The following is a 15,083-nucleotide window of genomic DNA, read 5'->3' as shown; positions in this document are numbered from 1 at the left end:
TCGAGTCAAGATATGGAAATAGAGATCATCATCAGTCTGGTTGTCTTTGCATTTTTTGCAGGGGCGATTGATGCTGCCGTAGGCGGTGGTGGTCTGATCCAGATCCCGGCAATTATGGGGAGTTTACCGCATTTACAGCCTGCTACGGTCTTTGGCACCAATAAACTCGCGTCCATTTGTGGCACCGCTTCTGCGGCATTTTCCTATCTGCGTCAGGTAAAACTGCCGTGGCTGCTCTTGGGCGTGATTGCACTGTGTAGTTTTGTCAGTTCTTTTATGGGTGCAGCCAGCGTTACGCTAATTCCAGTCGAGATCCTTAAGCCTTTTGTGCTGGTCATGTTGATCGTGATCGCAATCTATACCTTAATGAAAAAACAGTTTGGCCAGGTGCATACCGAACAAAAACTGAATCGGAAAATGCTGATTCTGGCCGCTTTGGGCAGTCTGGCGATAGGCTTTTATGATGGTATCTTTGGTCCGGGCACCGGCAGTTTCTTTATTTTCTTTTTTATTCGCTATTTAAGCGTCGACTTCCTGCATGCATCGGCTTTATCGAAAATTGCCAATTTCACCACCAACCTGGCCGCCTTAAGCTTTTTTATTCCCAGTGGCAATGTGCTGTTTATGGTCGGGGCGATGATGGCGGTGGCCAATATTTGTGGTTCCTTGGTCGGGGTGCGTTTGGCATTTAAATATGGCAGTGGCTTTATCCGGATTTTATTCCTGATTCTGGTCAGTCTGCTGATTTGCCGGATGGCATACCAGATGTTTTTTTAGATATAAACCCGATGTAAATCATTCTCGATATTAAAATTTCTTAACAAATCACTGTATAAACTGCGTCTGAACCTGTTCTGAAAATTTTCTAGAATCAATGATATGGAAAATAAAACAATCGGAGAAATATCGGAATGACGACTATTTTTGAAGCATTAAGAGAGAGTCATGAGATTCAGCGTGATCTTGCAGAAAAACTATTACAGACTTCCGGGGATACACCAGAACGCCGCGAGCTGTTCAAGCAACTCAAAAATGAATTATTTGCGCATGAAGCTGCGGAAGACCGTTATTTTTATATTCCCTTGATGATGACCGATTCGGGCCTGAATATTACCCGCCATGCCTTGGCTGAACATCATGAAATGGACGAATTGATCGAGGAACTGACCGCAACTGAATTGAGTAATCCGGGCTGGATTGCGATGGCAAAAAAACTTTCCGAAAAGGTGCAGCATCACTTAAAAGAAGAGGAACATGGTTTCTTCCAGCAGGCCGGTAAAATTCTGGATGAAAAGCAGAAAACCGCTTTGGCCGTGCAGTACCAAAATGAATACCAGCGTTATAAAGACATGAAAAAAGATATGCTGGTACAAAGCTAAACATCGAAAAGATGACATTTGATTAGCTACTTTCCCATAATTTATAATTCAAATTAGATGTTTGAGTTAATCATTATGCATGTCTAGCTTCAGAAGCTTGTACAGCCTCATTTTCTTAAAAAATTAAATGCTTTTGTGTAGGCAATCTCCCTACTTTGGAAAGACCCAAAGTAGGCAAAAGTCTTTTGTTATTCATATACGACGTCCTGTCGTACTGGGTAATATGTGGCATCCTTGCCACACTCGCGTATCAAAAATCTCTTCATTGCAACTATGGCATCTGATCATCTTTTTATGTGGTGATACGGGATTTTTATCCATTCATCTCTTTTTTTGTATTTGTCTCAAAGGAAGAAAGTGAAGAGATTAATGATGAAGTCTTTTTAGTTGTTCAAATTTCAATAAGACTTTTAAGCATTCCGCTCTGCCGAGCCTTGACGTGCGGCACGTACAGTCACGCCGACTGATGCCAGCATGATACAGATCAGTGCCACGGTCTGAAGAAGTGTAATTTTCTCCCCCAATAGCATAAAACCGGTCAGTGCAGCCAAGGCGGGAGACAGGCTGGACAATGTCCCATAGCTGGTCTTGTTTAAATGCTGCAAAGCTTTTAAGTCCAGCGCATAGGGAATCGCTGTGGCCAGCACTGCAATGATAATCGCCTTGCCCCAATGTTGGGTGTCTATCAAGGCAGCAGCATTGTTGTAGAGCCCAATTGGAAGCAAACACAGAGCTGAAATACTGATCGCAATAGTCAGTGCATGCATGCCAATATTCTGCTGCACCACACGTTGACCAAAGAAAATATACAGTGCCCAACATAAACCCGCACCTAAAGCACAGGTGGCACCTAACAGGTCGAAATTACTGCTATTGGCCTGTCCCCATGGCACCATTAAAGCAATGCCTAAAATGGCCATCAATACCCAAATATAGTCACTGCGATGTTTAATCGAAATGAGGGCCAGACCCAAAGGACCAATAAACTCCAAACCAACTGCAATCCCTTGAGGGAGTTTGCCCAGAGACAGATAGAATAAAATATTCATGACCCCTAAAGCAGTGCTATAGCAGAGCAAATCCCGCCATTTCAAAAAAGGCAAACGGGAAATAATTTTCCAGGAACGGAACATTACTCCAACAATAATTGCTGCAAAGCACAGCCTTAAAATGGTCACAGTGACCGGATCCAGCACACTAAACAGCTGTTTGGCAAAAGATGCACTGATCTGGTAGGAGGTCATGGATAAGACCATGAACAATACGGCAAGGAGTTGGGCATTTGGCATGGAAGCAGCTTCTACCCAGAGCGGGTGAAAATGAGAAATAGGGCAAAGTGAAATTATAGCAAACTGGTTAATTTTTAATGAGTAGGGCAAGGAAATATTTTGCCGAGGCGAACTTAAATTTTGATTCAATCAAGTTAAATTTTAGCCGGATCAAATATCTAAACATTTTAAATTCAAAGTTAATCTTCTATGTAATTGTGGTTACAAATTAATCAATTTTTAAATTGATCTTGTTTTTATATTTATTAAAATATCTTAGACCTCGTGATTCGGGTTAGCTTTAAAATAACAATGAAAACATCTTAGATCCCGTGTTTCGGGACAGTATTAAAATAACAATATCAAATAATTAAGGTAGATAATAATGAAATTAAGAATACTCTCTTGCGCCATTTTGAGCTGCATGCTGGCAGCATGTGGTGGTGGCTCCGACAGTTCTGATAATAATGAACCAGTCACTAGTCAACCTGCACCGACCAATCCTGGAACCCCGGGTGATGGAGCATCAGACACCATTTCTGAATTCTATAACTATCAATTCAACTTACCGAATATTGATGGATCAGAGATGGAATCGCAAAAACTTCTATTAGCCAGTCATAAAAATAAAATTACTGACGGCATATTATATGCGGATGATAACAGCGCTGTTGATACTGAATACGATCTTGAAGAAGATATGGTCTTCTCAACTTATGTCACAACAAAAGGGGTATTCCCTGCAGATCGCACCCGTACAGCATTAGGTTATAAGCTAGAAAAAATATTAGAAAATACGACGACTCAATTTAAAAGTCGCCCTGTGACGATACCTGAGAACAATATTAGCAATCATCGACACATAGCGTGGTATGACCTGTCTGGTAAAGCATTAACTGAACGTACCAATATTGCTGTGGTGAAAATGTATGATGATCCTGCAACCAGAGTGTTCTTTAACAGTGATAATACGACAGCTGAGCGTAAATACTATAATGAGTTTGCAACCAGTTTTGTCGATTTGCAGAAGGCGCGCAAATTCCCGAATGGATCTAAATGTTTCCGTCTTCTGGCGGAACATCCTGAAGAAGAATATATTGAATTTAATCCGGGAGAAAAAACTCGGTATACCACACTGGCTGAATGGCAGGCACAAAGCTCTGTCCAGGAAATGGCAGAAGCTATTATAGATGGTACCATGGCTGGCTTAAAATATAAAAAGGCCGAATATAAAGATGCTGCTATGCAATATTACAAATATTTCGGTGCGATCGAATATCAAGGCGGAATTTATTCAGTTGATTTTTCGGAACATGGGGAACATATTGATCACGACGACTATATTGCTCAATCAAGACAGGCTGCCTTGGATGACTTGAATAAACAAGAAGGTGTAACTTCTTTAATGATCAAATGGACGGAATATATGTATGATCAGCTTGCCTCTGGATGTGATGGCTATAATGCGACAGCAGCGACTGCATTAAATACGGCAATTAAAGACGCAACACCACGTTAAAATTTGTGAAAATAACTGATCTTAAATAAAGGCGCTCTAGCGCCTTTATTTTTATTCAAGATTTCTGTCTTTGGGTCGTCACCGTACAGCCTACCGAGGCACTGATAATCGTGGCCAATGCCAGCCACTGTGTCCACAATAAAGTCTCGCCTAGAAAGACCAGCCCCGAGAGTGCGGCAATGGCGGGTTCCAGACTCATCAAGGTGCCGAAACTAAGTGCGCTTAAATTTCTTAGTGCAATCATTTCTAGGCTAAAAGGCAGGGCACTAGCCAGTACTGCCAAAGCCACAAAATACAACAAACTCATCGGTTCAAAAGTATGTGCCGGCATGCCTGCCAAGAGCGCAATCGGCATCAGCACCAGCATGCCGACAAACATGCCCAAGCATACAGTATGATTGCCAGAAACGCCCGAAGGTCTTTGGCCGGCAACGATATATAAGGCCCAGCAGGCACCGGCACCCAAGGCGAATGCAATCCCGATCGGGTCAAGCGGCTGGGCAGCCTGATCAAAAGGGAATAGCAGAATCAGGCCCAGAATCGCCAGTCCGACCCAGACAAAGTCGAATTTTTGCCGCGCATAAAACAGTGCAACACTTAAGGGGCCAATAAATTCAAAAGAGACGGCAATCCCCAGCGGCAGGCAATCAATCGACAGGTAAAACAGTAGATTCATGCCAGCCAGGGCAAGGCCATAACTGATAATGGCCGGCCACTTGATCTGTCTGAAATGGATTTTCCAAATTTTAAAAATCAGTGCCAAAATCATAGCGCCTAACAGCAGACGCATTGCGGAAACAGTCAGAATGGGAAATTGACCGAACAGATATTTGGCAAAGGAGCCACTGCTTTGCATACTGATCATGGCGATCAACAGAATCAGCGGCGCTTGCACCATTGGTGCAATTTTAAAATTCAGCATGACTAAATAGGTTTCGATTGCTCGAATAGCGGAAGAGCAGCATAAGCTAAAAAAGTTTTAAAATAAAAACCTTAAAAAACAAAAAACCACAGCCCGAAAGCTGTGGTTTTTTTGCAATATTGAATTAGAACAATACGCGTGCGCGGATTGTACCTTCAACATTAGAGAGCATATCGAGTGCTTCATGAGATGCAGCAGCATCGACATCCATCACTAGGTAACCGACATCACCTTTAGTCATCAGTGATTGACCAGAGATGTTGATGCCTTGTTCAGCAAACAGGTTGTTGATCTTAGAAAGAACACCCGGCATGTTTTTATGAATGTGCAGTAAACGGTGTTTGCCTTCAGTCAATGGCAATGCGATTTCTGGGAAGTTCACCGCAGATAAAGTCATACCTTTGTCAGAATAAGCTACAAATTTCTCAGCTACTTCCAGACCGATGTTGGCTTGCGCTTCCATCGTAGAACCACCCACGTGCGGAGTCAGGATCACGTTTGGCAGGTTACGCAGTGGAGAAACAAATTCTTCACCGTTCGCTTTAGGTTCTTTCGGGAATACGTCAACCGCAGCACCAGCAATATGACCAGATTTGATCGCATCTGCCAGGTCTTCGATCACGACACAGGTACCACGTGCCGCATTCAGGAAGATTGAACCTTCTTTCATTTGCGCAAACTGTTCTTTGCCAAAGAAATTACGAGTAGATGGCAGATCCGGAACGTGTAGAGTAACCACATCTGCATTGGCAAGTAATTCGCCCATAGAGCCGACTTGACGTGCATTACCTAAAGGTAGTTTTGTGACTGCATCATAGTAGGTTACTTTCATGCCCAGGCTTTCAGCCAGTACAGAAAGTTGTGAACCGATTGAACCGTAACCTACGATACCTAAAGTTTTACCACGTGTTTCGAATGAACCGACAGCCGATTTGTTCCAGCCACCTGCATGTGTATCTGTTGATTTTTCAGGTACACGGCGCAGAAGAAGAATAGTTTCTGCCAATACCAGTTCAGCCACTGAACGCGTATTTGAGTAAGGTGCGTTAAAGACTGGAATACCGCGACGCATTGCAGCGTCCAGGTTCACCTGGTTGGTACCGATACAGAAACAACCGACAGCAATCAGTTTGTTCGCAGCTTCAAAGACTTCTTCAGTCAATTGAGTACGGGAACGAATACCGACGAAGTGCGCATCTTTAATCGCTTCTTTCAACGCTTCACCCTCAAGCGCAGTTTTACGATAGTCGATGTTGGTATATCCAGCAGCATTTAAAGTGTCGATTGCATTCTGGTGAACGCCTTCTAACAACAAGAAACGGATTTTATCTTTAGGTAGAGATAGATGTTGGCTCATTACGGCTCCGCTACAAAGGCCAAATTTAGTCGCGGTATAATAGCACAGGAAAAGCGCACTTATACATTTCCTTGATGACCCTCACATCAGCTATTCTGGCAAGATATATTGATAATAATGATCATGATGGTTGATTTAAATCTGCATTTTCAAAGGTATATTATCAAAATTGTCATTTTTCGCAGGAAACACCAAAAAATAGCTTATAATATTGCGCCATGCTTTTAAAGCAGCGTGATCCGGTGCTTTAATAATCATGTTTCGCCTGATTTGTATCCATGTTTTTATGCATAAAAAATGTGCAAATGAACCAGCGAAGTCTCTCTTGTTTAAATCATGCTAGGTCTGCAAACGATGAATGCTCCAGTCGCTTTAACCCCTGAGTTATTGAACCAATTGACTGCAATTGTGGGTGAAAACCGTATTAAAACCGATACGGACAGCCTCCAGAATTGGGGTCGCGATCATACGAAGCACTTTGATCCAAACCCGTCAGTCGTCGTTTTTCCGTCGTCAACTGAGCAAGTTCAAGACATCGTAAAACTGGCGAACCAATTTAATGTTGCAGTGACTCCATCGGGTGGTCGTACCGGTCTTTCTGCAGGTGCAGTCGCAGCCAATGGCGAGATCGTGGTCAGCATGGACAAGATGAACCAGATTCTGGAGTTTTTCCCGGCAGATCGTATGGTGCGCGTACAGGCAGGTGTGGTGACTGAACAGTTACAGAACTATGCTGAAGAGCAGGGCATGTATTACCCAGTTGACTTTGCTTCGGCAGGTTCATCGCAAATTGGCGGTAACATCGGCACCAATGCTGGCGGCATCAAAGTGATTAAATACGGCATGACCCGTAACTGGGTACTTGGCCTGACCGTTGTGACGGGTAAGGGCGATGTATTGCGTCTGAACAAAGGTATGATCAAGAATGCAACCGGTTATGCGCTACAACATTTATTTATTGGTGGTGAAGGCACGCTGGGTCTGGTGACGGAAGCGGAAATCAAGCTTGAACGTCAACCGCAAGACCTGCAAGTGATGGTACTGGGTGTACCTGACTTTGATGCGATCATGCCGTTATTGCATGCCTTCCAGGCGAAAATTGACCTGACTGCATTTGAGTTCTTTGGTGAACTGGCGATGCAGAAAGTCTTGGCCCATGGTCACGTGCAACGTCCATTTGAAACTGAATGCCCATTCTATGTATTGCTTGAGTTTGAAGCGCCGTTTGAGCCGATTATGGACAAGGCGATGGAAATCTTCGAGCATTGCATGGAACAAGGTTGGGTACTGGACGGCGTAATGAGCCAAAGCCTGGATCAGGTAGAAAGTTTATGGCGTTTACGTGAAGATATTTCTGAATCTATCGCGCCATTTATTCCATACAAAAATGACATTTCCGTTCTGATCACGCACGTTCCTGCATTCATTAAAGAAATTGATGCGATTGTATCGACGAATTACCCAGACTTTGAAATCTGCTGGTTCGGTCATATCGGTGACGGTAACTTGCACTTAAATATCTTAAAACCTGCTGATTTGTCTAAAGATGAATTCTTTGCCAAATGTCAGGTGGTGAACAAGTATGTCTTTGATACCGTGAAAAAATATGACGGTTCAATTTCTGCGGAACATGGTGTGGGCATGACCAAGAAGCCATATCTTGAATATTCGCGTTCGGCGGAAGAAATTGAATATATGAAAGCTCTGAAAAAAGTGTTTGATCCAAATGGCATCATGAATCCGGGTAAACTTTTCGATCTTTAATCGGTCGGAATTGAAAAAAGCGCATCGAAAGGTGCGCTTTTTTATTGCTGTGTAAAGACAGTTACAGAGTCTAAATGGTTTTGTACTAAGAAGCTCGGCATGATAGGTTGGAATAAGAATGACGATAAAGGGTTAAATAATATGTTCCGGATATTGGCAGTCGCAACTCTCGCTTTTGGTATATTGGGTTCAGGCTGTGCAACTGCTCAACAGGTCATTGCAAAGGTACAGTCATCTTCGGATACGCCTTTGGAACAGGTTTCACAATTAAGACCGGACTTGCGTAAGGAACTGGCAACAGTTGAGTTGCGCCAGTTCTTTGACAAGGTAGAGTCGCCCACGATTGGACAGGTCAAAGTCACTGAAACCGGTTTAATGGATGATTCGGTACATTCGGTACAGACCATTTATTATTTTAAACGGGAAGATAACAGCTGGAGGCTGCAAAATACCGAGAAGTTGTATCGTTGTGCACGAGGTTCAAATACCAAGACTTTCCAGAAAGCGGTCTGTCCATAATAGTGTTTGATCTTTAGGCAGATTTTGGTTAAAAGCGTATCTAGAGGATGCGCTTTTTTGTTTGGAAGATTATCTCTACGATCTATTATATTTATTCAGAGCGTTTGAATATCTCATCTGTTAAAATTTCTTCTTTCTCTTTTAGATAAAGTTTAGTTTGCTTTCACTGGGCAGACTGACAATAAAAACTCCCATGCAAAATATCCAGACCCAAAAACTGACCCGTGCCACACTCATGTTCCCGCTGGCACTGGTCCTGTTTGAATTCTCAGTCTATATCTGTAATGACCTGATTCAGCCGGCCATGCTGACGATTACCCGTGACTTTGGCGTGAGCAGCTCATGGGCACCATCCTCCATGTCCTTTTTCCTGTTGGGCGGGGCATTTGTTGCAGCGATTTTGGGACCTTTGTCCGATCGTCTCGGACGTAAAACGGTACTGCTCGGCGGTGTGGCATTTTTTACCCTCAGTTGTCTGGCCATTTTATTGACACCCAATATCGAAAGTTTCTTATTCCTGCGCTTTTTACAGGGCTTTGGCCTGTCCTTTATTACTGCTGTAGGTTATGCCGCCATTCAGGAAAGCTTTGAAGAACGTGATGCCATCAAAGTCATGGCACTGATGGCCAATGTGTCTTTGCTGGCACCCTTGCTAGGACCAGTGCTGGGTGCCTTTATGATTGATCATATCTCCTGGCATTGGGGTTTTATCGGCATTGCATTTCTGTCATTTCTGAGCTGGTTCGGCCTAAAAGCCAAAATGCCAAACCTGAAAGTCAGTATTCCCAGACAGCCGGTCAGCTATATTCTGGATGACTTTAAACAGGTTGTAAAAAATAAGCGCTTTGTGATTATGACTGTAGCCTTGCCTTTGGTGAGTCTGCCTTTGATGTTATGGATTGCCTTGTCACCCGTGATTCTGGTCGAGCAATTTGGATTCAGTAGTGTGCAATATGGTCTGGCGCAGTTTCCGGTCTTGGGCGGTCTGATTGCAGGTAATCTGATTCTGCTGAAAATTATCGATAAAATACCGCTGGGCAAAACCATATTATTGGGTCTGCCATTGATGCTGTTAGGTGCAGGTTTATTGATGTTGGGCTTATTGATTCCAGAGTATTTTGTCCATTGCCTGATTATCGGTACCACCTGTATCAGTCTCGGTGAGGGTGTAAGTTTTTCGGTACTGTACCGTTTTGCACTGATGTCTTCTGAAGTGTCCAAAGGCACGGTGGCCGCGACGGTTTCTATTATCCTGATGCTCAGCTTTTTTGTAGTGATTGAAGCAGTACGAATGGCATATGAAGCCTATGATATTTGGGCCTATTGTGTTGCCTCTTTGATTCTGATTGCACTGTGGTTTACTTTGCCACGCATGCAACTCAAACAGTTAATGCTGGAAAGACAGGAGCGTGGGGAGTTTTGATTCCTTATTAAGGAAAATTATAAATTATTGAAATCATATGTTCAGTATTGAATTTCCCTCTCCTTTTAGGCATAGGTATCTACACAATTCCTGAACTTTGCGTTAAATTGAAGAGCATGCTCTTCAATTTAACATCTCTGGCCTGGATCAGCGTCTTGTCAAGCGCTATAACAGCCTTGTAAAGCTCAATATGAACCCTCTTGCTTCACTTGCTCCGGCAATCAAAGACCTGGCTTCTGCCCAAAAGTCGAGTTTCGCAACCACACAAGCGGTCTGGCGATTCCTGAATAATGACAAAATCTCTTTTAGTCAGTTAAACCAGCCAATTGAACATCTTGCATGTGAACAGATCAAGGCATCACCGCATCAATATGCATTGATTGTTCATGACTGGTCTCAGCTACAGTATGTGAAACACCATCATAAAATTCAGCGCCTGCAAAGAACCCATCAATATGATTCAGGCTATGAATTGCAAAGCAGTCTGCTGGTTGATGCAGCCTCGGGACTACCTATTGCGCCACTGGCGCAGACACTATCAGATGCCTCAGGCTGCTATTCCACATTCAGTCAACACTCTGCTGGGCGCAAATCTCATCTAGATTCACTTACCGAACAAATCAAAGTGATTGAACAATATCCCATTGAGAAAACATGTGTTCATATCATTGATCGTGAAGGTGACTCCATTGCCCACCTAAGGGAAATGAGCAGCCAGGGTTTTAAATGGCTGATTCGGGCGAAAGAAGGCCATCGAATTGAGCATCAGGGCAAAACATGCAAAGTTGCAGAAGCCGCAGAACGAGTAGAAACGCAGCAGGTCCAGCCGATTGCCTATAAAGGAAACCGGCATATGTTGCATGTGGGAGAAACTGCTATCCGGATAACACGTGCAGCAAAACCGAAGAGAAATGACGATTCAGGCCAACGGGTTGCTCCCCAGCCAGGGAGTGCGATTGAAGCCAGATTAATTGTTGCCGTAGTGAAAGATGATCAGGATAAGACCGTCGCAAGATGGTCACTAATCAGCAATGTTCCATCAGAGATTACTACGGTAGAGATGACGACCTGGTATTACTGGCGCTGGACAATTGAATGCTATTTCAAGCTGCTCAAGCAGGCAGGTCATGATATTGAAGCATGGCTTCAGACCAGACCTGAAGCCATTTTAAGGCGGTTACTGATTAGCTGTATGGCTTGTGTTTTAACTTGGCGAATCCAGCGTTCTGAAGATGAACACCATCAGAAAATTCGTGTATTTCTCACCCGTCTTTCAGGTCGGCAGCAGAAAAGAGGTAGGTTGGAAAGTGCACCTGCCTTATTGGCAGGGCTTTCGATTTTACTGAACACTCTTCAACTGCTCTCGGAATATTCAATAGATGAACTCAATGAGATAGCCACAATGGCATTAGGTATCTCATAGATGTGTAGATACCTATGCCTTTTAGGAGAGGGCTAGGGTGAGGTTAAGTATTTAATAAGTTCCCTCTCTCTAACTCTCTCCCAAAGGGAGAGAGAATTTTCTTTTGACTGATCTAATTATATTAGGATTCTACAATTAAGCTTCAGCGGGCTGTTCCAGCTTCTTCAGTTTCATATCAAACAGGAATGGACCGAAAGGTAGAATCGAAGCGATTAAACCCATCACAAACATACTGAGAGACCATTTCTGTTTTTCACATACCGCAAATAACACCACCAGAAATAGCACAAACAGTACGCCATGACCCATGCCGACATATTTCACCAGAATAGGATTATCCATCATATATTTCACTGGCATCGCGATAAATAACAGCAGCAGGAATGAAATCCCTTCAAGCAAACCGACCAGACGCAAAGTTTTGATGTTCATAATACATATTGATTTAACCGAATTAGTTCTGAGTGTACCGAATATCACCTGAATATTGAATCTTAATAATAAAGATATATTCAATATTTTTAATAAGTTATAACCAAGTAAGGTAGTTGGTTATTTAATCTCGGCACCTAATAATTCATGACGTAATTTTAGTAATTCCGGTAAGGTTTCCAACAATAAACTGATCTGTTTCAACACCAAAAGCAGATGTGCTGACTGGTTTTCCTGGGTACTTAAGCGTTGAATTTCTGCCAGTTTATGATCGATGTCGTAGGTATCTAAAGGCTGTTGTTGCAGCAATACCCCAGTTAAGGTTTGCTGGCACCAGTGCATTAAATCCAGAATTTGTGTATCAGTAACCTGCTCACGGTGACTCCCCAATGCTGCAATATAACTGAGTTGGCTATGACTATAGACCAGATAGCGAAAGGCACTTTTGACCAGTTGCGGATCTGGATTCGGTTCGGTACTCAGGCTTGAAATCATGCTGGATAAATCAATCTGTGCATTGTGGGCCAGACGCCGTGCAGTCCGGTAAGCAATACTGTTATCTTTACCGTTTCGATATTGTTCGACCACTGCAGCAAAATAGTCCAGCGTAGCAAGCGATGATTTTTTAATATTGCTGGAAATATTACGAAAATTCCAGTCAGGCCAGATCCAGCTTACTGCCATCCATGCAATCAGACAGCCTATAAGGGTATCAATAATACGCGGTAAAATAATGGCATAACCGGCACCTTTCAGGTTAAAAATCAGGAGTACCATCAAGGTCGCCATGAGAGTGGCCATGGCATATTTTTTGGAACGTAGATAGAAAAAACCGACACCAAAAATTACTGTTAGCAATAACTGACCTTCGACACTTGGCACAAAATACAGAATGGGAACGCCCAGCATGACCCCTAATAATGTTCCTAGGGTCCGCAATTTGAGCCGGCTTTTGGTGGCAAAATAACTGATCTGACAGACAAACAGGCTGGTCAGTAAAATCCAGTAGCCATTTTTCGCAAAGGGCAATAATGAAATGGCATAGCCGACTAGAAACACAATGGCAATCCGCACCGCATGCCGAAAGAGTGCCGATTGCGGACTCAAGTGCGGTTTGAGTTTCAGCCAGAGATCTGTGCTATCGCGAATATCATCATCAAACAGGCTCAGGTCATCAAAATGCTGCTGATAGCGTGGCTTATACAGTGCCTGTTGATCATGCAGGTGTTGTAACTGCTCATGTACACTCAGCAGATTGGCCAGAATAAGCTGTAAATTTTTAACTTCAATATTCTGTGGGTGCTGGGCAATCCAGTCCTGCATCGATTCCTGTAAATGTTTCAATGCCAGTTCATCATCTGCAGACAGATAAAATTTTTCATTGCGCAGCACACATTCTGCCAGATGCTGACAGGCAAGGGCTTGCAGACGGATATTTTTCTGAATCCGGAAAATCAGGTCAGTGCGACTAAAATGCTGTTCGATCTGTTCATAATGCAGATAATTGGCTGTGGCCTGTTCATGAATATCCTGTATCAGAAAATACAGATTCAGCCAGTAAATGGTATTGCGATTGGCACGCGAAGCTTTGAGTCGAGTCAATAGTGAATCTTTGCTGCGGTTAAAACTCTGAATGACTAAAGTATTTTTAAGTGACAACTCATAGAGTAGGTTTTCAACATTCGGGTGCTGGTCCGGATCAAACAGTTTGGCTTTACTCAGCAGTAAATCCGACATGTGCTGCAAGCTTTGTGCGAGATTTTCCTGAACCTGCAAAGTAGGACGCAGCAGAAAAAATAGAATAGACGTCAGGCCGTACCATAGAGCCCCAATGACAAAATAAAGTGGCTGTTCATACCAGTGCTGATATTCGCCCAGGCCGAACATGGTATAGATTGACAGTAAAATGGTGCCAAATGAAATCGTGGCATAACGCTGGCCTAAGGCACCCATTAGAATAAACAGCGCACTTGACAGTGACAGCCACAATGCAAACCAGAATTTATGCGGAGCAAGAAATTCCAGAATGCTGCTGATACTAAAAAACAGAATGATGACCAGTAACAGGTTGCGCAAACGTAGGCTTAGCCGGTCATCAAAATCAGTCAGTGCCGTGGCAATTGCCCCTAACGTTACTGGAACGATCAAGAACTCATAACCCAGAAATTTCAGACCGAAAGTAGTACCCAAAAACACCAGCAGGATCTGCAGGCAATAGGTCATCAGCGCACTGGACTGAAAGGGCAGCAGGACAGGTTTTATAATTTTAATAAAAGTAGCAATCGCAGGTTGGGCAGCATTCACAAAGATAGGATCCGGAAAGTAAAAACGCAAAGTTCTGAATGCAATTTAGACGCCAAAATAAAAGAAAAATCCATGAAAAAAACGAGCATGCTGCCCGTTTTTTTCTATTTAGTCATTGGTATGAAGGTGTTTAGATCACACCACAGGCAATACGTTCACCGCCGCCACCCAATGGTAATGGGTTATCGGAATAATTGTCGCCACCGGCATGGACCATAATTGCACGACCCTGAACATCAGCCAGTTTCAGACGTGGTGCAAGCAGGGTGACACGTGCAGTTCCATCTGTATTGACTTTCAATGCTGGTAAATCACCTAAGTGACCGGTCACTGGTGTACCGTGATGTGGAGCCTGATTTGGATTGTAATGGCTACCTGCAGCCAGTGCTGCGCCCATCTTGCCGTCTTTCATGGCAGGTGCGCATGAACCATTTTCATGAATATGGAAACCACGTTCACCCGCAGGAAGTTGTTTCAGGTTGGTACGAATAACCAGACCGGCTGGGCTGTCACTGAGTAATACGGTACCAATCTCTTGGCCCACACCTTGAGCAGTTACAGCATTCACAGTTACTGCTCTGACCACTTCATTTGATGGAGAGGTTGATGCACAACCGGTAAAAAGTGCGGCGCTTAACGCGCAAAGTGTCGTAATTTTAAACAATGAAGACATGATTTTGGCATCCTGATCTTTATTCTGTTTTGTGAGTTCATTTAAACAGAGCAAGATCAGAAGCTCTATATAGAATCAGTACTTAAATGTTTTGTTTTGT

Annotated in this window: 13 protein-coding genes; 7 read left to right on the top strand and 6 right to left on the bottom strand. The window is 43.3% G+C overall.

Annotation, left to right across the window (positions count from 1 at the left end; genetic code table 11):
* The first annotated feature begins 12 nt into the window (after positions 1 to 12).
* Positions 13 to 777: a sulfite exporter TauE/SafE family protein gene (locus F891_RS13475; protein WP_004281582.1), complete on the top strand. Its 765-nt coding sequence runs from the start codon at positions 13 to 15 to the stop codon at positions 775 to 777.
* 134 nt (positions 778 to 911) lie between these two features.
* A complete protein-coding gene (locus tag F891_RS13470; RefSeq protein ID WP_005263811.1) occupies positions 912 to 1,379 on the top strand; it encodes a hemerythrin domain-containing protein in 468 nt (155 codons plus the stop codon).
* A 410-nt stretch (positions 1,380 to 1,789) separates the two neighbouring features.
* Here F891_RS13470 and F891_RS13465 read toward each other — a convergent pair whose 3' ends face one another.
* Positions 1,790 to 2,668 (bottom strand): EamA family transporter, encoded by an 879-nt coding sequence (locus F891_RS13465; protein WP_005263810.1) that lies wholly within the window; start codon positions 2,666 to 2,668, stop codon positions 1,790 to 1,792.
* A gap of 364 nt (positions 2,669 to 3,032) precedes the next feature.
* Between F891_RS13465 and F891_RS13460 the strand changes: the two genes are divergently transcribed.
* A complete protein-coding gene (locus tag F891_RS13460; RefSeq protein ID WP_005263809.1) occupies positions 3,033 to 4,166 on the top strand; it encodes a hypothetical protein in 1,134 nt (377 codons plus the stop codon).
* Between the two features lie 55 nt (positions 4,167 to 4,221).
* Here the strand turns inward: F891_RS13460 and F891_RS13455 are convergent, their stop codons facing one another.
* Together F891_RS13455 and serA are read right to left on the bottom strand one after the other, a co-directional pair.
* On the bottom strand, positions 4,222 to 5,088 hold the full coding sequence (locus tag F891_RS13455; RefSeq protein WP_005108550.1) for an EamA family transporter: 867 nt from the start codon (positions 5,086 to 5,088) through the stop codon (positions 4,222 to 4,224).
* Positions 5,089 to 5,212: 124 nt separating this feature from the next.
* Positions 5,213 to 6,445, bottom strand: a complete 1,233-nt coding sequence (gene serA, locus F891_RS13450; RefSeq protein WP_005263808.1) for a phosphoglycerate dehydrogenase — start codon at positions 6,443 to 6,445, stop codon at positions 5,213 to 5,215.
* Positions 6,446 to 6,799: 354 nt separating this feature from the next.
* Between serA and F891_RS13445 the strand changes: the two genes are divergently transcribed.
* The 4 genes from F891_RS13445 to F891_RS13430 all read left to right on the top strand — a co-directional run bounded on the left by F891_RS13445 (position 6,800) and on the right by F891_RS13430 (position 11,574).
* The gene (locus F891_RS13445; protein ID WP_004732367.1) at positions 6,800 to 8,209 is read left to right on the top strand and encodes an FAD-binding oxidoreductase; all 1,410 of its coding nucleotides are present in this window, start codon (positions 6,800 to 6,802) and stop codon (positions 8,207 to 8,209) included.
* Positions 8,210 to 8,350: 141 nt separating this feature from the next.
* Positions 8,351 to 8,728, top strand: coding sequence for a hypothetical protein (locus tag F891_RS13440; protein ID WP_034439517.1), 378 nt, complete (start codon positions 8,351 to 8,353; stop codon positions 8,726 to 8,728).
* A gap of 193 nt (positions 8,729 to 8,921) precedes the next feature.
* Positions 8,922 to 10,151, top strand: a complete 1,230-nt coding sequence (locus F891_RS13435) for a chloramphenicol efflux MFS transporter CraA (protein ID WP_005263805.1) — start codon at positions 8,922 to 8,924, stop codon at positions 10,149 to 10,151.
* Between the two features lie 190 nt (positions 10,152 to 10,341).
* Positions 10,342 to 11,574: a transposase gene (locus tag F891_RS13430; protein ID WP_004730312.1), complete on the top strand. Its 1,233-nt coding sequence runs from the start codon at positions 10,342 to 10,344 to the stop codon at positions 11,572 to 11,574.
* Positions 11,575 to 11,709: 135 nt separating this feature from the next.
* Here the strand turns inward: F891_RS13430 and F891_RS13425 are convergent, their stop codons facing one another.
* The 3 genes from F891_RS13425 to sodC form a co-directional block, all read right to left on the bottom strand.
* Positions 11,710 to 12,006 carry a DUF3817 domain-containing protein gene (locus F891_RS13425; RefSeq protein ID WP_004645001.1) on the bottom strand — a complete coding sequence of 99 codons (297 nt, stop codon included), beginning with the start codon at positions 12,004 to 12,006 and terminating at the stop codon, positions 11,710 to 11,712.
* Between the two features lie 120 nt (positions 12,007 to 12,126).
* The gene (gene yccS, locus F891_RS13420; protein WP_005263804.1) at positions 12,127 to 14,310 is read right to left on the bottom strand and encodes a YccS family putative transporter; all 2,184 of its coding nucleotides are present in this window, start codon (positions 14,308 to 14,310) and stop codon (positions 12,127 to 12,129) included.
* A gap of 130 nt (positions 14,311 to 14,440) precedes the next feature.
* Positions 14,441 to 14,983 carry a superoxide dismutase family protein gene (sodC, locus tag F891_RS13415; protein ID WP_004732359.1) on the bottom strand — a complete coding sequence of 181 codons (543 nt, stop codon included), beginning with the start codon at positions 14,981 to 14,983 and terminating at the stop codon, positions 14,441 to 14,443.
* Positions 14,984 to 15,083 lie beyond the last annotated feature (100 nt).

The sequence above is a fragment of the Acinetobacter sp. CIP 101966 genome, assembly GCF_000369725.1.
Lineage (GTDB): Bacteria > Pseudomonadota > Gammaproteobacteria > Pseudomonadales > Moraxellaceae > Acinetobacter > Acinetobacter lwoffii_Q.
This window is presented reverse-complemented; position numbering and strand designations above follow the sequence as displayed.